The sequence below is a fragment of the Hyphomicrobium sp. 802 genome (assembly GCF_000526135.1).
GTDB lineage: Bacteria > Pseudomonadota > Alphaproteobacteria > Rhizobiales > Hyphomicrobiaceae > Hyphomicrobium_B.
In genome coordinates this window covers 1911057-1929744 of record NZ_JAFM01000001.1, presented here as the reverse complement: position 1 = coordinate 1929744, position 18688 = coordinate 1911057, and the positions used below count along the sequence as shown (strand labels likewise).

Sequence of the window (18688 nt, the reverse complement as noted above, 5' to 3'; positions counted from 1 at the left end):
CCTAACCGTTGCCTTCCGGCCGCTTCCCTTTTATCAGCGCTTATGGCCAAGACGACCGCAGAAACACCTCCCCCAGCCGCCCGCATCAGCGACGCCGATATCGCCGGTTACGTTAACCGCATGCGGGCCGGCGAGCGCCGCGCCATTGCGACCGTAATCACCGAGCTCGAACGCCTATCGGCAGCCGCGCCGGGCCTGCTTCAGGCTTTGCAGCCGCACCTCGGCCACGCCCTCGTCGTCGGCTTCACCGGACCGCCGGGCGCCGGCAAATCGACCCTTGTCAACGCCGTCATCGCGCATCTGAGACAGCAGGGTCGCAGCGTCGGCGTCATCGCCGTCGATCCATCGAGCCCGATCTCGGGGGGCGCCATTCTCGGTGACCGCATCCGCATGACCGCCGCACTCGATGATGACGGCGTCTTCGTCCGCTCGCTCGCCTCACGCGGCTATCTCGGCGGCCTGTCGCCGGCTGCGGTCCGTATCGTCGACGCCCTCGACGGCGCGGGCTTCGACATCGTACTTCTTGAAACCGTGGGCACCGGTCAGAACGAAATCGACGTCGCGGAGGTCGCCGACATTCGCGTCGTCATCGCAGCGCCAGGCCTGGGCGACGATATCCAGGCGATGAAGTCGGGCCTGCTCGAAATCGCCGATATCATCGTCGTCAACAAGGCCGACCGCCCGGGCGCCGAACAGACGATGCAGCAGTTGATCGGCGCGCTGTCGATCCGCGCGATGCCAAACGAGAAGGTGCCGGTACTGAAGACGAGCGCCATCAACGGCGACGGAGTGGGCCAGCTTGTCGACGCCTTCGATACCATCGGCAAGCGCGTCGTTGCGGGTGGCGCCCTGCATCGCCGCCGCCGCCGCGCGCGCTACCTCATCGCCCGCGCCGCCGCCGACATCGTCGCCGCTCGCATCAAAGCCGGCGGCAAGGACGGCCTCGACCCTCTCGCCGACGCCGTTCTCTCCGGCACCATGTCCCCCGACAAAGCCGCGCGCCGCTTGCTCGAGTCCTAGCTCACACTGCCAGGACGCCCGCTGCTCACAAGTTTACAAACACTCCGTCATCCCGGCGCAGGCCGGGATCCCGTCAGCCATTCACAATGAGAATTTGGATGCTTGTCTGGGTACCGACCTGCGTCGGCATGACAGGGTCGATAATGCTGTGCCCCGATCAGCGGCTCGCGCGCGGATGGTTATCGCCGCTGTCCAGCTTAAGGACGACGAAACACAGCCGGCGCTTCCGGCCGGCTCCCCTTCAGACATTTCGTCGGCATCGGCAGCCGGCGCGCGGAACGCGTGTCCCCGATGCCAATCATTAAAGCCACCTGCGCCGCTTGAAGTAGAGGTACGGCAGGATCGCTGAGACGACCATCATCGCCAGCGCCCACGGATACCCGAACAGCCATTTCAATTCCGGCATGTCCTCGAAGTTCATGCCGTAGATCGACGCAACCAGCGTCGGCGGCAGAAACACTACGGCAGCCACCGAGAAAATCTTGATGATCTGGTTCTGCTGCAGGTTGATGAGCCCCAGCGTCGCGTCGAGCAGGAAGTTCACCTTGCTCGACAGGAACGTCGCCTGATCGGTCAAGGCGACGACATCGCGATAGAGCACCTTGGTGCGCGCCTTCGCTTCCTTCGTCACCTTCTTGTCGACCTGCTGATCGACATTGGTGTGATACGTCAGCACGCGGTTGATGCTGACGAGACTTTCGCGAACCTTCGTCAGCAGGTCGCCGTCCTGGCCGATGCGCTCGATCGCAAGCTGCAGATCGTCGCTCGACGGCGCCGCCTTCATCTTGCCTTTGCGGAAGACCTGCCGCGAAACCTGATCGATATTCGTGCCGACCCGCTCCAGCGCGTCCGCCATGCGGTCGAGCAGCGCCTCGATCAGGCCCATCATGATCTGCTCGCCGTTGGCGACCGGCACGTTGTTGGGACGCTGCGCGCGCGTCACAAAATTGGCGAACGCCTTGGGCTCGGCGTAGCGCATCGTCACCAGAGTGCTGCCCTTCAGCACGAACGTAATCGGCGACGTCATCGGCTCGTCAGTTTCGAGCTGCGACGCGGCCGTCAGCGTCATGAACTCCGCGCCGTCCTCCTGATAGAGACGCGCCGAAACCTCGATCTCCTGCATCTCCTCGCGCGTCGGCAGATCGATCGACAAAAGCTGCTCGACGAAACGATTGTCCTGCGGCGCCGGATTGTAAAGATCGATCCAGACCGCTTGCCCCGGAATGGGAGCTACACCGTCGGCCGGAATACCTTCGTGCTGCAGGACGATGTGTGAGTTTTCGCGACGATAGCTGCGCAGCATCGGGCTCTCTTTCGGTTGACGGCCACCGCGCAGCCGACCGAGCCACCTATGCCATCAGGTGCGCCTGGAGGATGCTGGCGAAAGCGAAGCATCACTGCGACTGTCGCAGTCCATTGTCGATTGTCCTTGGTATCGGCCCGGGTGGCGCGAAACGGCCTCCCGGCAGCCGAGTCGGCGCGACCCTAACCCCGGCGCCGACGTTTTTCCAGTCGGCGCCGCCTGCGGCGGAAGGGTTTTTATATGACTATTCGATGACGCCTTAACCCTATGCGGTCGCGAGGCGACTGTGCTTGACCGAATAGACGAAGTAGATGATCAGACCCAGCGCCAGCCAAACGATAAAGCGCAGGTGCGTTTCAAACGGCAGGAACGCGATCAATGCTCCGCACGAGAGCACGCCGAGCGCGGGCAGAATAATGCCCCCCGGCGTCTTGAACGGACGATGCAGATTGGGGTGGGAGGTGCGCAGCGTAATAACGCCCGCGCAGACCAGCACAAACGCTGCCAACGTTCCGATATTGACGAGTTCTGCCAGTACGCCAAGCGGGATGAGACCCGCCATGACGGCCATCACGATGCCCGTCAACACCGTCGTGCGGACAGGGGTCTGTGTCCGAGGATGGACGACACCAAAATAGGGCGGCAACAACCCATCGCGAGACACGTTGGTGATGATCCGCGTCAGCCCGTAATAGAGCACGAGCATCACGGTCGTCAGTCCGAAAATAACCCCGGCGGCGACCAGACCTGCAGCGGCATCGTGCCCGATTTGAAGGAGCGCCGACGACGCCGGCGAAGGCACGTTAAGCGATTGATACGGCACGATCCCTGTCATCAACGCCGAGACGATAATGTAAATGATCGTGCAAAAGGCCAGGGCCGAGAGAATTCCGATCGGAACGTCGCGCTGCGGATCACGCGCCTCCTCGACGGCCGTCGAAACGGCGTCGAAGCCGACATATGCGAAGAAAACGAGCGAAGCCCCGGCGAGAACGCCCACCGGCTGCCCCTCCCCATTATGACTGAACCAGCCGAACGGCAGGAACGGCGACCAGTTCGCCGGATGCACGTTAAAGGCTGCGACCCCGACAAAGATCGCAACGGCTAAAAGCTTAATTCCCACGGCAGCCGCATTGATCCGTGCGGTCTCCTTCACACCGATGATCAGCAGAACCATCAAAATAAGGATGACGATGATCGCCGGTATATTGACCACGCCCCCGTCGAACGGTCCCTTGGTGAATTGCTCGGGCAATCCGATCCCGATTGCCGTCAACGCATTATTGAAATAGCCCGACCAGCCGTTAGCGACTGTCGCAACCGAAACGCCATATTCGAGGATCAGGTCCCACGCGATGATCCAGGCGATGAGTTCACCGAACGCCGCATAACTGTAGCCATAGGCGCTTCCGCTGCCACCCACCGAAGCCGCGAGTTCCGAATAGGACAACGCCGCAAAGGCGCAGGCGACGCCTGCCACGATGAACGACAACACGACCGCAGGCCCCGACTGAGTTGCGGCAGCATGCCCGGTCAGCACGAAAATACCGGTACCGATGATCGCGCCGATCCCAAGCAGCGTCAGATCGAAGGCGCTCAAGACGCGCTTCAGCCCGTAGTCGGCACCGTCATAGCCGACAGGTTTCTTCCGAAACAGATCTGACATCTGAAATGGTCCCCTCATGTGAACGTCCCCCCGCGCAGTAAGAGGTCCGGGCTGCTATGGCCTTGCGGCCGCCATCGTGAGGGTCCTCCGTGCACCTGCAGGCCGCAAAGCCCCCCGTCGCGCCGATGAACAGAGTCTCCCGCTCGCGCCGAGCTTCGCCCAGGCCTTTGCCGATGTCTACAACCGGGCTGCCGAATAATTTTGCCCGCCCAGATGTTAGGCAGCGCCGACGACCGATGTCAGAAATTCAGCTTATTCCGCGTCCAGCTGTAGCCTTGCCCCGCACGCTCAAACCTTATAGCGAGTCTAAACTTCGAACGAGCCAGGGGGCCTGAGCCCCCGAGCCAATAATGGAGCATGCCATGTCCGACGAGGCCGTCGTCGCCCAAACGAGTCCTTTCCAAGTCGAGCTGACGGAAGGGCAGGAATATTGGTATTGCCGTTGCGGTCGCTCGAAGACGCAGCCGTTCTGCGACGGCTCGCATGAGGGGACGTCTTTCGAGCCCTTGCGTTTCGTCCCGGACCGGACCGGCACATTCAATCTCTGCGGCTGCAAGGCCACCGACGACGAACCCTATTGCGACGGCACGCATAACGTCTTGTGATCTCAGCATCTTTTAGCTGACGGGCCCGTCTCCTTGCAGGCGCAGACCGCTGCGGTATCACCGCAATCACGGAGGCCTGGCAGTGACGCTCGACGATCTCGGACCCCGCATCTGCATCATGGGTCCGTCCAACAGCGGCAAGTCCTCCCTCACGGCCGCGATCGCGCGAGCGCGCGGCCTTGTCCCCGTCCATCTGGACCAGCTTCGCCATCTGCCCCAAACGGATTGGCAGGAACGGCCCGACGAGGAATTCAAAGTCCTGCATGACGCCGCCATCCTGCAGGAGCGTTGGGTCATGGATGGCAACTATTCCCGCTTGCTGCCGCAGCGCCTCGCGCGGGCGACAGGCGTCATCCAGCTCGACGCCTCCACCCTCACGAGCCTGTTTCGCTACTTGCGCCGCTCATGGTTCGAGCGCGAACGCGTGGGAGCGCTGGAGGGCGGCCAGGACAGCGTGAAATGGGAGATGATCCGCCATATCGCGGTCACCACCCGAAAGAACCGCCAACGCAACCGCGCGACGTTCGATGCTATCAACCTGCCGAAGATCAGGCTGGCGTCGCCCGCGGGCCTTGCCCACTTTTATCGAACAGAAGAGCTCGGCCACCATCGGGACCGCGCCGCGGCCAAGGTCAGCCCGCAAAAGGAGCCATAAGAAAAGAGGCCGCCTCGCGCGAACACTCGCGCCAGTCAGCCTCGATCATTTCCAAATGTATTGACCAAATGAAATTGAGAGCAGGTTCTCTCGGACCTGCGATGCGACGTCCCTCACCGGCCTTGCGAGGCCAGCATGCATTCCGTCATGAAGCGCCTTTCGAGCTTCTTCAATTCGTCCGGAACGGCACGACCTGAATCCCGGAATTCGCTAATTCTCTCTTTGACAAGCGCGTAGCACTGGCGCGGATCGTCTTCCGATTGCTCCATCTGATGGACCAATTCAGCAAGATCCCCGCTGCCCATCTGTTCCGACATATCCGTTTAGTCTCCCGCTTTTGATTCTTTCTGAAGCGCAGGGGGCTTTTCCAGCCCGCCTGAAAACGCCTCGACTCATTACTTCCTTGGGTCTTCGAATGTAGGCGCACCCATCTCCGAAAAGAACGGCAGATTCGAACGTGCACCGACGATTTCTGCGAGTGTGACTAATCTGCCCTGAATACAGCCTGAACAAGAAACAGAATTGCCACCCTCGTAATCTGTCGATTAGCCCAGCAATTCGTGGCGGCACGCGGGCGACTTTTGGATAACTCTTCACGAATTGTTGCAAAGCGTTAGCTGCGAAGCAGCACGCGAGATCTCAGCATGAATGGCGCGGCCCTCACCCCCAGACGGCGGCATTGGGCAGCCTTGAGATTGATGCGCCGTTGCACGTCTGCTACGCCTCCCGCGTTGCATCAAGGATTTAGCTCAATGATTCCCCGCTACTCCCGCCCCGAGATGACCCGCATCTGGGAGCCCGAAACCCGTTTCCGTATCTGGTTCGAAATCGAGGCCCACGCCGCGACCGCCAGCGCCAAGCTCGGCATCATTCCCGAGGCCGCGGCAAAAAAAATCTGGGAAAAAGGTTCGGCCGCCGTCTTCGACGTGAAGCGCATCGACGAAATCGAAGCAGTCACGAAACATGACGTGATCGCCTTCCTGACCCATCTCGCCGAGCACGTCGGTCCGGAAGCCCGGTTTGTCCACCAGGGCATGACGTCGTCGGACGTCCTCGATACCTGCCTCAACGTGCAATTGGTCCGCGCCGCCGATCTGCTGCTCGCCGATCTGGACCGGCTGCTCGCTGCGCTGAAGACCCGCGCCTTCGAGCACAAGAACACGATCACGATCGGCCGCAGCCACGGCATCCACGCGGAGCCGACCACATTCGGCATCAAGCTCGCCTTCGCCTATGCGGAATTCCAGCGCGCGCGTGAACGTCTCGTCGCCGCCCGGAAGGAAGTCGCGACCTGCGCCATCTCCGGAGCCGTCGGTACCTTCGCCAACGTCGATCCGCGCATCGAGGAATACGTGGCCGAGCAGATGGGCCTCGTTCCAGAGCCCGTCTCGACGCAGATCATCCCGCGTGACCGCCACGCGATGTATTTCGCCACCCTCGGCGTCATTGCCTCCAGCATGGAGCGCCTCGCAATCGAGGTCCGCCACCTGCAGCGTACCGAGGTGCTCGAAGCCGAAGAGTATTTCTCGCCGGGCCAGAAGGGCTCGTCGGCCATGCCCCACAAGCGCAATCCCGTGTTGTCGGAAAACCTGACGGGTCTTGCCCGCATGGTCCGCGCCTACGCCATTCCGGCAATGGAGAACGTTGCCCTCTGGCACGAGCGCGACATCTCGCATTCGAGCGTCGAACGCATGATCGGCCCCGACGCAACGGTGACGCTCGACTTCGCGCTCGCCCGTTTGGCCGGCGTCATCGAGAAGCTCGTCGTCTACCCCGAGAACATGAAGAAGAATCTCGACAAGCTCGGCGGCCTGCACAATTCGCAGCGCGTACTGCTAGCTTTGACGCAGGCTGGCCTCAGCCGCGAAGACTCCTACGCCCTCGTTCAGCGCAACGCCATGAAGACCTGGGAGCAAGGCAAGGACTTCCTGGCCGAGTTGAAGGCGGACAAGGACGTGACGACGAAAATCTCGCCCGCCGACCTCGATGCCATGTTCGACCTCGACTACCACACCGCCCACGTCGACACGATCTTCAAGCGCGTGTTCGGATCGGCTTGAAGTGGCAAGAAAAGCACCTCTCCCTAATAAGGGAGAGGTGACCTGAGACACGGCTAGCCGCGCACTCGCTATTGTCACCAATCCGTAATCAAACCGACATGCCTCTGACACGCCGACTGATAACGGTACCCGCAGTTTTGGGGGAAAATCAGGACAGTCGGGGATGTGGGCGCCGAACTTTGCGTTCGATTGGCATGAGCGTGGCGATGACAGTGACGAAGCCGTTGCCCGGCCGCCCGTAACGGCAACGGCTATGCTCCGCGGCGCGCTGACGGTCGGCGCACTCGCGATGATACTGTTCGTATTCGCACCCGACATCGATCTCGTCGTCGCTCGCTTATTCTACGTCGGCGATCGCCACTTCATCGGCAATGAGCTCGACGTGTTTCTGCTGCTCCGCTTGGCATTCCAGATCTTCTTCTATCTGGTTTGCACACTGACGGTCGTCGGCCTGGTGATGGCCGCTCGCCACGCCAGACCGTGGCTCGACCTTTCAATGCGGAACTGGCTGTTCGTCGCGCTCTGTCTGGTCACCGGACCGCTTGTCGTCACCAATCTGGGCTTCAAGGATCATTGGGGCCGCGCCCGCCCGCGCCAGATCGTTGAATTTGCCGGCTCGAAGGCCTTCACGCCGCCGTTCCAGCCCTCTGGTCAATGTGACTATAACTGCTCGTTCGTCTCGGGAGAGGCTTCCTCGATCTACATCGTCATGTTCGCTGCCGCCCTTCTGTTCAAATCGCGTTCGCGAAAATTTGCCACGCTGGGCATCGTCTTCGGCAGTCTCTCCGGCCTGACGCGAATGGCACAAGGCGGCCATTTCCTGTCCGACGTCGTCTTCGCCGGAGTTCTAATGGCGATCACAGCCGCCTGTGTTCAAATCGTTTTTGAGGCGCTCGACGCCGAACGCCTACGACCGATCGAGCAAGGCACGGCCTAGGCCAATTCGCCTTTGAAACGCTTCCGCGTGACATCTTGAGACCGAAAGTCTAAGCGAACCTCTGACGGAGGGGCGGGGAACCCGATGAGGATCATGACGGCACAATCCGGATTGGGACGACAGGAGCGAGACGCCCACGGCAATATCGTCTCCATCCTGCTCTGGGGTGCGCTGATCGTCGCCATTGTAGCGGGTCTGCTGTTTTGCCTGTACCCGCAGCTCGATCTCGCAACATCCGGATATTTCTACCTCGGCAACGGCGTCTTTTCCGGCAAAGGCGGCGGTGTCTTCGCCGGTGGCGCACCCAGGACGTTGGCCGACTACGTCCGCCTCACCCTCTATTTTTCCTTTATCGCCGTCTGCGTCGTGAACGTGATCGGCTTGATCGCCTCCTCCGTTCTGAAGTCTGACGTGTTTGGCCTCGGCTTCGTGCGATGGCTTTTCCTCGCCGCCTGCCTCGCGCTCGGACCGGGCCTCGTCGGCAATGTAATGCTGAAGGATGGCTGGGGCCGCGCTCGCCCCGTTCAAATCAAAGAGTTCGGCGGCTCGAAAAAGTATTCCCTGCCCATCGTTCGGTCGGATCAATGCCGCCGCAATTGCTCGTTCGTCGCGGGTGAAGCATCGATGATGTACGCAACATTCTTCGCTTCCGCCTTTATTTTTCCTGCTATCGGTGGCGCCCTCGTCGCAGCCGGCGTCGCCTTCGGACTGCTCGCGGGCTTCATTCGCATATCGCAAGGCGCACATTTTCTGTCCGACGTGATCTTCGCCGGCGTAACGATGGCGCTGACGGTAGTAGCCATTTATCTTGTCTTTCGGACGATCGCACGAAAGCGCGACGCCCGGCGTGGCGAGAAAATACAAGATCCTTTGACGGGACAGCGCCTGTGGTAATGACTGAAACGCAGACAGAACGCCCGCCTCGCGCAGCGAATTTACCCGCGCGCCTACAGCTGTCGGTCGTTGTGCCGACATACTGCGAAGCCGGCAATATCGCGTCGATGATTTCGGCGCTCGATGCCGCGCTTGCCGGCATCAACTGGGAAGTCATCTTCGTCGACGATGACAGTCCCGACGGCACGATGAGCACCATCCGCTCAATCGGCGCCCACGATGGCCGCGTCCGTGCCCTGCGTCGCGTCGGCCGCCGAGGACTGGCGGGTGCGGTGATCGAAGGCATGCTGGCGTCCGGCGCCGACATCGTCGCCGTGGTCGATGCCGACCTTCAGCATGACGAAAAGCTCCTGCCCGACATGCTGCGCGATATCGAGACGGGCAAATCCGACATCGTCATCGGCACACGCTACGATCAGACCGGCGATGCCCGCGAAGGCTTCTCGGCGACGCGTCGCGTATCGAGCATGCTCGCGACCGCGCTGACGAACATGCTGCTCAAGACCAACGTCAGCGACCCGATGAGCGGCTTCTTCATGTTGAAGCGCAGCATTATCGATACCATCGCCCCAAAACTCTCTCCCGGCGGCTTCAAGCTGCTACTCGATATTCTGGCGTCCGCTCCCTCAGGCGTGCGCGTCTCCGAAAAGCCCTATGTGTTCCGTCCGCGCAAGGTCGGCCAGTCGAAGCTCGACGGTCTGGTCATCGCCGACTTCCTCGGCCTCCTGCTTACAAAAACGACCGGCAACCTCGTTCCCCCGCGCTTCTTCCTGTTCGCGCTGGTCGGCGCAACGGGCCTCATCATTCACCTCGCGGCGCTGCGCAGCGCTATCGTCTTGGCCCGTGCCTCATTCAATGAGGCGCAGATCTTCGCCGCGTTCGTTGCCATGACCTTCAACTTCTTCTTGAACAATGCCCTGACGTTCCGTGATCGCCGCCTTTCAGGTGTCGACATAATAAGCGGCCTGCTGACGTTCTATGTCGTTTGCAGCGTCGGCACGCTGGCGAACATTGGCGTCGCCGATCTCGTCTACAATCACGATCCGAACTGGTGGCGCGCAGGCATCGCCGGTGCACTGATGGCCGCCGTCTTCAATTACGCAGCAAGCTCAGCGCTGACGTGGCGGCGCTGATGGACGTCGCGGCCTCGCCAGCGCCGAGCAGAATTCATCCGGCCGCAGGACCGCGCAATGGTCTCGCCGCGAACAATGTCTTGCTGGCCGTCTTGCTCGGCTTGACGGCAGTGCGCTTCGCTATCGCAAGCTTCACGGGCCTCGTCGATGATGAGGCCTACTATCGGATCTGGTCGCTCGCCCCGTCGCTCTCTTATCTCGATCACCCGCCGATGATCGCCTGGGTCATCGGGGCCGGACGCGCCATCGCAGGCGACAGCACGTTGGGTGTCCGCCTGCTCGCACCGATCATCCTGCTTCTGGGCACCGCGGTTCTCTGGCGAACGGCCTATCTTCTCTACGGCCCAGACATCGGCCGCCGCGCCGTCTGGTTCCTGCTCGCGATGCCCCTGCTCGCCGTCGGCGGCATCATCGTCACGCCGGATTTGCCTAGCGTTCTTTTCGCCGGTCTCGTCGTCTGGGGTTTAGCCGAACTCGACCGCAGCCGTAACGCCAGGTGGTGGCTTGCCATCGGCCTGTTCGCCGGACTTGGCCTTGTCTCGAAATACACCAACCTCTTTCTCGGCGCGACGATCCTACTCTGGCTTCTCGCCACGCCCGACAATCGGAAATGGTTTCGTGCGCCCGAACTTTGGATCGGCGGCATCATCGCAGCACTGACCGCGAGCCCGGTCGTGATCTGGAACGCCGAGCACGGCTGGGTCTCCTTCATCAAGCAGTTCGGCCGCGTCGGCCGCGAAGGTAAAGCGGGTGTCGGCTACCTCGTCGAACTGATCGGAGGCTTCGCGCTGCTGGAAAGTCCGCTGATCGCTCTTCTCGCGCTCGTCGGCTTCATCGGCGTCATGCGCCGAGCGATATCGGATCGCAGCCGAAGCGATGTTCTGCTGGCCACGGCCATCGTGCCGATGCTGCTTTATTTTTGCATTCACGCGCTGCACGATCGTGTGCAGGGCAATTGGCCCGGACCGCTCTATCCATCATTCGCCATCTGCGCGGCGCTCGGTGTGGCAGCGCTTCCCGTCGCGTGGCGCCGCACCGCGTTTGTCTCAGCACTCGCGCTCGGTTTTGCGATGACCGCCGTGATCTACGTCCACGCGCTGCACCCGTTATTCAGTTCTCCGAAAGACCCGACGGAACAGATGCGCGGATGGCCCGCGCTCGCTGACACCATCGAAAAGAAACGCGAGGAAACCGGCGCAGCGTGGCTGGCAACATCCAGCTACGCCACGACAGGCCAACTCATGTCTGCCATCAAAGGCCGCAGTCCCGTCGCGCAGCTCGACGAGCGCATCCGCTACGCCTTTCTACCTTCGCTACCCGAAACCGTCGTCAACCGGCCCGCGCTCTACGTCGAGCTTGAACGCCGCGTCGATCTTCCGCTGCTCAAGAGCAAGTTCGGTAAGATCGAGAAGATCGGCACGCTGACCCGCCACAACGGCAGCGGCGGCGCGACCTACGTTCTCTATCTCGTCTCCGACCCCATCGCCCCGCCGCTCGCCATGGACGATAAGTTCTAGCGCCCTCGGCACAGGCTGTTGCAGGGAACGCCGTCGCCATCTCCATCAAGACGCCTCAAGCCGCAGTCGCGAAGATAGTGGCGCGCTTCCTCACAGCTCGACATTTCGCGGCACGTTCTCTTCGTGCCGCAAGGCTGAGATGACGTTGCAGCACCCGCCTTTTGGTCCATGAGCGTTTCCGGGGCGCTATGCTTTGTATCCGGATTTCCACTCTGACGATCCGCGGAATCTGCTTTCTTCGTTCCAGGAAGAAACAGCGGAGCTGCAAGACCCATCTTGGCGGCAAGCACCTTCACCCATGCGCGCCCGACGCAACCCGCCACAACCGGCGCGCATTCTCGCGTGCACCGCGCATGAGGGGGCGGACCGCACACCGAGACGATGTCTTTCCAGCCGACACAGTGCCCCGTGCTGTTACTGCGATACCCAGGACCACCCTTGCAGCCGCATCCGCTACAGTAGACTTCGCAATGGCTCATCGTCTTGACGGCTTCAGCCGCTTTTGCCGCCAGTTGCTTAGAGACGAGAGGGCAAAAACGCTCTGCATCCTCGCGTTCAACCACCGATGCGGATTGTGCGTGCGCGTCTCTTGCGCCGAGCAACAACACAAAGGCGCACGCCGCCAACGCGAAAATTTCGCGCATATTGCCCCTGCCCAACATCAACTCAAAACATCAATCGGAATATGTGGGCAGAGTATATGCGCTTTTCGCATGTGTCAGCATCGGCACGTCGAATGGTTACGATGCCGATGCTGCCAACTCAAAAACGACCGGAAAGAAAAAGAATTTACGCCGCTTCCTTGTTGAGTTTGCTTTCGGCAAGCTTCGTCAGCTTGTCGTCGGCTGCGTATTCTTCCTTCAGCGTTTTTTCGAGAATGGTTGCGAGGTCTTTGTGGCCGAGCAGCTTCGCCCACGACACGAGCGTGCCGTAGCGTGTGATCTCGTAATGCTCCGCCGCCTGCCCCGCCGCGATCATCGCCGCGTCGCGCGTATCGGCATCCTTGATCTCCGACATCAGCTCCTCGCCTTCCGTCAGAATACCCTTGATCGCCGGGCACTCCGTCGCCTTCGGCTTGCGGCCGAGCTTCGTGAACACCTCTTCCAGACGCGTGACATGCTCTTTCGTCTCTTCGAGATGTCCCATGAAGGCTTTGGCAAGCTGCGCGGAATCCGCTGCCTTGGCCATCTTCGGCAGCGCCTTCACCAGCTTCGTTTCGGCGAAGTAAATGTCTTCGAGCGTATGATTGAATAGGTCTTCGAGGTTTTCGACTTTCATGGGGGGCGTCTCCTCACGGTACGGACTATGTGTCACCGGGCAACGTCATGCCTGCCGTCCGGTTCCCAGCGCGAGTGCCTTCCGATTGCCCGATCACGCGGAAAAAATTCCGCGCATTCCCGCTGCACCGCGGGAACCCGTTTTCGGCCTCTCCGCCACTCTTCCCTCCGGCGGCGCTCTCGGTTAATCAGAGCCGCCCATGAAAACATCAGAAATCGACATTCTTATCGTACCCGGCTGGCAGGATTCCGGCCCCGATCACTGGCAAAGCCGTTGGGAGCGCAATCTCAAGACGGCGCGCCGCGTCATCCAGCATGACTGGGAGAACCCGGACGTCGAAAGCTGGGGTGACAGGATCGCGAAATTCGCTGGCGGCGCCACGCAGCCGGTTGTCGTCGTTGCCCATTCCGTGGGTGTGCCGGCCGTCGTCTTTGCAGCCGACAAGCTCAGAAAAAACGGCGTCATCGGCGCCTTTCTGGTGGCGCCCGCCGACGTCGATCACGCCGATTTCTGGCCCGACACCGGCGGCAAGCGCTGGCCGCCGGAAAAAGGCACGCGCGGCTTCGAGACGATGCCCGAACGGAAATTACCGTTTCCCGCGCACGTCGTCGTTGCCAACAACGATCTCTATTGCAGCTACGCCCGCGCCGAGCACCTCGCAAACAAATGGGGCGCAACCATCAGCGATGCGGGCGAAAGCGGTCACATCAACATCGCCTCCGGCCACGGTCCCTGGCCGGAAGGTCTTTTGCAGTTCGGACAATTCTTGAAAAAGCTAGGCTAGCGTCCGCGCCCGGCGGCAGGCTCCCGGAACGGGAGTCGCCGGGCGCAAACTAAGACTTCAACCCTTCGCCGACTCGAGATCGGAAACAGCTTTCGCCAAAGCTTCCGACATCATCGAGCGAAGCTCGGTGTCGTCGACCGCGATGCCCTTCGCCGTAAGGTCGGCCTTGACCTTACGGAAGACATCGTCGTCGCCCTTCTCGAGAAGGTCGGCCTTGCGCACCTCTTTGACGTACGCGTCGAGCGCATCACCGGTCAGACCGAGCTTCGCGCCCGCCCATTCCGCGACAGCACGATTGCGGCGCGCTTCCGCCTTGAAGCGCAGCTCTTCGTCGTAAGCGAATTTATTCTCGAAGCCCTTTTCGCGCTCGTTGAAGGTCGTCATGTCCGTTTGCTCCCTGATCTCCCGAGCGCCCCGCGGCGCCTGACCCTTGGTTGTATTAACTCTATTTCCGCAAGCACTACGAGCATTTCAGCTGCCCGCAAAACGCATATCTACGGCAGCGTTACCGCGCGCCCTGAGCTAAATCAACGGCTTGGCGTTTAGTCACCATAAGCACCGCTGCGGCTCATGGTCTACATTGTGTCGCCCCCCTCGTTCGGCTAGTGTCCGCCCAAGACATCCGAGCGCGAAAAAGGTGCGCCCTTCCTTTCCCGACATGAAGAAAACACGTTGGAAAATCAAGGCGTCAGCGTCAGCGTACGAACTCGTGAGAAGATCTGTATACCGCAATGAGTGAGAGCAATCTGTTGATCCTCAGAGGTCCAGGAATGAACAAGCGTCGGCGCATCTACGAGGGCAAGGCGAAGGTCCTTTACGAAGGTCCGGAGCCCGGCACCCTTATTCAACATTTCAAGGACGACGCAACGGCCTTCAATGCGAAGAAGCACGCATTGATCGAAGGCAAAGGCGTACTCAACAATCGTATCTCCGAATACATCTTCATGAAGCTCGGTGAGATCGGCGTGCCGACGCATTTCATCAAGCGGCTCAACATGCGCGAGCAGTTGATCCGCGAAGTTGAAATCGTGCCGCTCGAAGTTGTCGTGCGCAACGTTGCGGCCGGTTCGCTCGCAACGCGCCTCGGTCTCGAAGAAGGCACGCAGCTGCCGCGCTCGATCATCGAGTTCTACTTCAAGAAGGACGAATTGAACGACCCGATGGTCTCGGAAGAGCACATCACGGCGTTCGGCTGGGCCACGCCGCAGGAAATCGACGAGATCATGCAGCTCGCGCTGCGCATCAATGATTTCCTCGTCGGCCTCTTCCTCGGCATCGGCATCCGCCTCGTCGACTTCAAGGTTGAGTTCGGCCGCTTCTACGACAACGAGCAGGTGCGGATCGTTCTTGCCGACGAGATCAGTCCCGATTGCTGCCGCCTCTGGGATGCGCAGTCGGGCGACAAGCTCGACAAGGATCGTTTCCGTCGCGATCTCGGCGGCGTTCTCGAAGCCTATCAGGAAGTTGCCCGCCGCCTCGGCGTTCTGACCGAAACGCCGCGTCCGCGTGGTGCAGGCCCCGTGCTTGTCGCCTCGAATGCAACGTCGAACGGCCCGGTCGCGCCCATCAACGGCAAGCCGAACTAAACACACCTGTCATCCCGGACGGCCGAAAGGCCGATCCGGGAGCCAGGCTCACTCAATCAAAATGTGCGAGAGTTCATCGTCTGGGTTCCGGCTCTTCGCTACGCTCGGCCGGGATGACAATTTGGAACAACGATGAAAGCCAAAATCAAAATCACACTGAAGAACGGCGTGCTCGATCCTCAGGGCAAAGCCATCGAAGGCGCCATCAAGGGCCTCGGCATCTCCGGCGTCGGCGACGTGCGCCAGGGCAAGTATATCGAAGTTGATCTGTCCGAAACCGACCCTGCCAAGGCGAAAGCCCTCGTCGAGCAGATGTGCAAGGACCTGCTCGCCAACACCGTCATCGAAAACTACAGCTACGAAATCGGCTGACGATGCGGGCAACGCTCGGGATCGCGCTGGCCATCGCAGCGCTCGGGTCCAGCCCGGCGCTCTCCCAGCCTGCGGCCGCACCCGATCTCGATTGCCAAATGGGCTTCAAGGCGCTGCGCAACTGGTCCGCATGGCTGCCGGGCGCCAAACAGGAAGCCGCCAATCCGAATGTCGTCACGGTTGAAAACCCGGACGTCTGGCGCGTCGAAATCACCTTCACCGAACCGGGTCAACCCGCCCACCCCGCCGTTGTCCTGCGCAAGTTCATAAAACAGGTCACCGGCGTCTGGACAGCGCAAAGCAAGGAATGCGGCTACGGCAATCAGGCCGAATACATGGCCCTTGTCGATGCGATGAAAGCCGAGGACACGCGGCTGACCAACGCCTCCCGCGCCGAAGTCGAAAAGCAAAAGCGCGAGCAGTCGCCGCTCGGCGGGCCTTAAACGCCTCAAGGACTGTGACAGCCCCGCAAGTGGACTTGCGGCCGGAGTCGCATTACTTGAAGCCCGTCAATCAACGACACCTGCCAGCGATCGAAATCGCCAACCGAGGCTATCCAGGATGCTCCGCGCTTCCGTCATCGTCTTTCCCGGCTCCAACTGCGACCGCGACGTCGAAACCGCGATCTCGCGGGTTACGGGCTTTGCGCCAAAGATGGTCTGGCATGGCGATGCCAGCGTACCCTCCTCGGACGTCATCGTGCTGCCGGGCGGCTTCTCCTACGGCGACTACCTGCGCTGCGGCGCGATGGCGGCGCATTCGCCGATCATGAAAGACGTCGTCGCCAAGGCCAACGCCGGAACGCCCGTCATCGGCATCTGCAACGGCTTCCAGATCCTGTGCGAGTCGGGCCTGCTTCCGGGCGCGCTGCTGCGCAACGCCTCGCTGCACTTCATCTGCCGCGACGTGTTCCTGAAGGTCGAGAACGACACCTCGTTCTTCACGAAGTGCTACCGCAACGGCGAAGTCATCAAGGTTCCGGTCGCGCACGGCGAAGGCAACTATTTCGCCGACAGCGAGACGCTGGACCGACTCGAAGGCGAAGGCCGCGTCGCGTTCCGCTATTCCGATAGCGAGGGCACCGTCAGCGCCGAGACCTGCCCGAACGGCGCCCAGCGCAACATCGCCGGCATCACCAACGAAACCGGCCGCGTGCTCGGCATGATGCCCCACCCCGAGCGTCTTTACGAAAGCGCTCTCGGCGGCACCGATGGCCGCCGCGTGTTCGAAAGCATCCTGCTCTCGACCCTCGAAGCTGCTTGATTTTTTATTCCTCTCTCACCTTGGTTGGGGAGAGGGCCAAAGTGGGGGGATGGGCGTGGACCAAGGCTCATCGTCGCGAAGCGCCCTCACCGACGCTCCGCGTCCGCCTCTCCCTAAGGGAGAGGCGTTATTCAAATGACAAACCTAGTCGCAGACGCGGACGCGCGACCAGCGCCACCTGCCCTCATAGTCATCCCAGTAGCGGCGACCACGTTCCCAATGGCACGGACCGCCATAACCACCGCCGTAGTAGTATGCAGGCGGCGGAGGCGGCGGCGGATCGTAGTAATAGGGCCGCGCCGTCGAGCCGATGATAGCCCCGGCTGCGAGACCACCAAAAAGCCCGGCAGCAAAGTCTCCACCACCGGCGTGTGCGGGAGCCACCAGCCCCATCATCGCGACCGCGGCAACAGCCGCGCCAAAAATGCGTTTCATGATCGAAGTTCCCCTTCGTCCCTCGAAGCGCAATTCTGATCTTTGATCAATGAACCGCGCTTGAACGGCTTGTAAGCCAGCTTCGGGGTAATTCTGTGATCTGAAACAATTTGCGAATAAGTTAAAAACTCAATGATTTCTGGCAGCGGGCGAGCTTCAAGCCGACATCGCGAGATATGCTGAAACAGTTAGAACAGAGATCATTGTCGAAACGAGAATCACGCGCGACGTAACGGCCGCCTCGCGGGCATAAAATTCCGCGAGCATGAAAGGCCCTGTCCCCGTCGGCAGCGCCGCGAGCAAAACGACGGTCCGCGTCAGCGTCGGCGACAGATGAAAGACCATGCTCGCCAAGACCCACGCAATAATCGGATGCAGCACAAGCTTCAATCCGACGAGCATTGCGGTCGAGCGCGTTACGTCGGCTTCCTGTTCGGTCTTGGCGGCGAGAAACAAGCCGAGCGCCACCAATGCACACGGCGACGCTGCGCCTCCGAGCATCTTCAGGAACGTTTCGACGGGTACCGGCACCGTCAATCCGCTCGCCGGAAAAAGCGCGCCGAGCACCGGCGCCACCAGCAGCGGATTGCGCATCAACGACAGGCCGACCTTGCGCGCGAGATGCAGAGCCCGCGCCTCGCTCTGCAGCCCGACCTCGATCAGCACGATCGCAATGGCAAACACCACGCAGACCGTAATGATCGACGCGATCGTCGTCGGCGCCAGCGCCTGCTGGCCGAGCACTGCAAGCGTGATCGGAAAGCCCATGTAGGCCGTATTCGCATATCCGGCATTGAGCCCATCGATCGCCGCATCGGCCAGATGCCGCGGCGATCGCAGACGCGCGGCAACCGTCACCGTAAAGATCAGCAGCGTGCTGATCCCAAATACAGCGATGAAGCCCGGCTGCCAGAGATCGCTCCAATGCGCGTGGCTCGTGATGTCGAACAGCAGCGCAGGCAACGCCAGATAGACGACGAACCGGTTGAGCTCCGTCGTCGCGTTCGGGCCGAGCACGCCGATCCGCCGCGCGAGCCACCCGGCGAGCACCAGCGCGAAAATCGGCAACACGATCAGAAGTGTCGACAGCATCGAATGCGGCTCTGAGGAAAACAAAGGCCGCTATACGTACGGTTTGGCTTCGATATAATCCAATGCCGTTTCTGGACCCCATTCATAC

At 61.1% G+C, this 18688-nt stretch carries 20 protein-coding genes; 13 read left to right on the top strand and 7 right to left on the bottom strand.

The window, feature by feature from the left end:
- The first annotated feature begins 42 nt into the window (after positions 1–42).
- Positions 43–1020 (top strand): methylmalonyl Co-A mutase-associated GTPase MeaB, encoded by a 978-nt coding sequence (meaB, locus tag HYP802_RS0109760; RefSeq protein ID WP_013947086.1) that lies wholly within the window; start codon positions 43–45, stop codon positions 1018–1020.
- Positions 1021–1321: 301 nt separating this feature from the next.
- Here meaB and corA read toward each other — a convergent pair whose 3' ends face one another.
- Together corA and HYP802_RS0109750 are read right to left on the bottom strand one after the other, a co-directional pair.
- Entirely contained in the window at positions 1322–2323 is a 1002-nt protein-coding gene (corA, locus tag HYP802_RS0109755; protein WP_013947085.1) for a magnesium/cobalt transporter CorA, read from the bottom strand.
- 265 nt (positions 2324–2588) lie between these two features.
- Positions 2589–3989, bottom strand: a complete 1401-nt coding sequence (locus tag HYP802_RS0109750; protein WP_024275650.1) for an amino acid permease — start codon at positions 3987–3989, stop codon at positions 2589–2591.
- Positions 3990–4351: 362 nt separating this feature from the next.
- Here HYP802_RS0109750 and HYP802_RS0109745 point away from each other — a divergent pair, with 362 nt between their 5' ends.
- Both HYP802_RS0109745 and HYP802_RS0109740 read left to right on the top strand, forming a co-directional pair.
- Positions 4352–4594 (top strand): CDGSH iron-sulfur domain-containing protein, encoded by a 243-nt coding sequence (locus HYP802_RS0109745; protein ID WP_013947083.1) that lies wholly within the window; start codon positions 4352–4354, stop codon positions 4592–4594.
- A gap of 82 nt (positions 4595–4676) precedes the next feature.
- Positions 4677–5249 (top strand): ATPase AAA, encoded by a 573-nt coding sequence (locus HYP802_RS0109740; protein ID WP_013947082.1) that lies wholly within the window; start codon positions 4677–4679, stop codon positions 5247–5249.
- Between the two features lie 113 nt (positions 5250–5362).
- Here HYP802_RS0109740 and HYP802_RS0109735 read toward each other — a convergent pair whose 3' ends face one another.
- On the bottom strand, positions 5363–5566 hold the full coding sequence (locus tag HYP802_RS0109735) for a hypothetical protein (RefSeq protein ID WP_013947081.1): 204 nt from the start codon (positions 5564–5566) through the stop codon (positions 5363–5365).
- Positions 5567–6001: 435 nt separating this feature from the next.
- Between HYP802_RS0109735 and purB the strand changes: the two genes are divergently transcribed.
- The 5 genes from purB (at position 6002) to HYP802_RS0109710 (ending at position 11790) form a co-directional block, all read left to right on the top strand.
- Positions 6002–7309, top strand: a complete 1308-nt coding sequence (gene purB / locus HYP802_RS0109730) for an adenylosuccinate lyase (protein ID WP_013947080.1) — start codon at positions 6002–6004, stop codon at positions 7307–7309.
- A gap of 163 nt (positions 7310–7472) precedes the next feature.
- The gene (locus HYP802_RS0109725; RefSeq protein WP_013947079.1) at positions 7473–8246 is read left to right on the top strand and encodes a phosphatase PAP2 family protein; all 774 of its coding nucleotides are present in this window, start codon (positions 7473–7475) and stop codon (positions 8244–8246) included.
- Positions 8247–8339: 93 nt separating this feature from the next.
- Positions 8340–9140, top strand: coding sequence for a phosphatase PAP2 family protein (locus HYP802_RS0109720; protein ID WP_024275649.1), 801 nt, complete (start codon positions 8340–8342; stop codon positions 9138–9140).
- On the top strand, positions 9140–10273 hold the full coding sequence (locus HYP802_RS0109715) for a glycosyltransferase family 2 protein (protein WP_024275648.1): 1134 nt from the start codon (positions 9140–9142) through the stop codon (positions 10271–10273). The genes HYP802_RS0109720 and HYP802_RS0109715 overlap by 1 nt, the downstream gene beginning before the upstream one ends.
- Positions 10273–11790 carry a glycosyltransferase family 39 protein gene (locus HYP802_RS0109710; protein ID WP_024275647.1) on the top strand — a complete coding sequence of 506 codons (1518 nt, stop codon included), beginning with the start codon at positions 10273–10275 and terminating at the stop codon, positions 11788–11790. The genes HYP802_RS0109715 and HYP802_RS0109710 overlap by 1 nt, the downstream gene beginning before the upstream one ends.
- A 789-nt stretch (positions 11791–12579) precedes the next feature.
- Here the strand turns inward: HYP802_RS0109710 and HYP802_RS0109700 are convergent.
- Positions 12580–13068: a ferritin-like domain-containing protein gene (locus HYP802_RS0109700; RefSeq protein ID WP_013947074.1), complete on the bottom strand. Its 489-nt coding sequence runs from the start codon at positions 13066–13068 to the stop codon at positions 12580–12582.
- Positions 13069–13267: 199 nt separating this feature from the next.
- Here HYP802_RS0109700 and HYP802_RS0109695 point away from each other — a divergent pair, with 199 nt between their 5' ends.
- Positions 13268–13852, top strand: a complete 585-nt coding sequence (locus tag HYP802_RS0109695) for an alpha/beta hydrolase (protein ID WP_013947073.1) — start codon at positions 13268–13270, stop codon at positions 13850–13852.
- A 57-nt stretch (positions 13853–13909) separates the two neighbouring features.
- Here the strand turns inward: HYP802_RS0109695 and HYP802_RS0109690 are convergent, their stop codons facing one another.
- On the bottom strand, positions 13910–14236 hold the full coding sequence (locus HYP802_RS0109690; RefSeq protein ID WP_013947072.1) for a DUF1476 domain-containing protein: 327 nt from the start codon (positions 14234–14236) through the stop codon (positions 13910–13912).
- A gap of 386 nt (positions 14237–14622) precedes the next feature.
- On the opposite strand from HYP802_RS0109690, the gene purC reads away from it, so the two are divergent.
- From purC to purQ, 4 genes are all read left to right on the top strand, one after another.
- Positions 14623–15438 (top strand): phosphoribosylaminoimidazolesuccinocarboxamide synthase, encoded by an 816-nt coding sequence (purC, locus tag HYP802_RS0109685; protein ID WP_013947070.1) that lies wholly within the window; start codon positions 14623–14625, stop codon positions 15436–15438.
- 132 nt (positions 15439–15570) lie between these two features.
- The gene (gene purS / locus HYP802_RS0109680) at positions 15571–15810 is read left to right on the top strand and encodes a phosphoribosylformylglycinamidine synthase subunit PurS (protein WP_024275646.1); all 240 of its coding nucleotides are present in this window, start codon (positions 15571–15573) and stop codon (positions 15808–15810) included.
- Positions 15811–15812: 2 nt separating this feature from the next.
- Positions 15813–16253, top strand: a complete 441-nt coding sequence (locus HYP802_RS0109675; RefSeq protein WP_013947068.1) for a hypothetical protein — start codon at positions 15813–15815, stop codon at positions 16251–16253.
- Positions 16254–16371: 118 nt separating this feature from the next.
- On the top strand, positions 16372–17073 hold the full coding sequence (gene purQ / locus HYP802_RS0109670) for a phosphoribosylformylglycinamidine synthase subunit PurQ (protein WP_024275645.1): 702 nt from the start codon (positions 16372–16374) through the stop codon (positions 17071–17073).
- A 144-nt stretch (positions 17074–17217) separates the two neighbouring features.
- Here the strand turns inward: purQ and HYP802_RS0109665 are convergent, their stop codons facing one another.
- Both HYP802_RS0109665 and HYP802_RS0109660 read right to left on the bottom strand, forming a co-directional pair.
- Positions 17218–17508: a hypothetical protein gene (locus HYP802_RS0109665; RefSeq protein ID WP_024275644.1), complete on the bottom strand. Its 291-nt coding sequence runs from the start codon at positions 17506–17508 to the stop codon at positions 17218–17220.
- A gap of 156 nt (positions 17509–17664) precedes the next feature.
- The gene (locus tag HYP802_RS0109660; protein WP_024275643.1) at positions 17665–18600 is read right to left on the bottom strand and encodes an AEC family transporter; all 936 of its coding nucleotides are present in this window, start codon (positions 18598–18600) and stop codon (positions 17665–17667) included.
- Positions 18601–18688 lie beyond the last annotated feature (88 nt).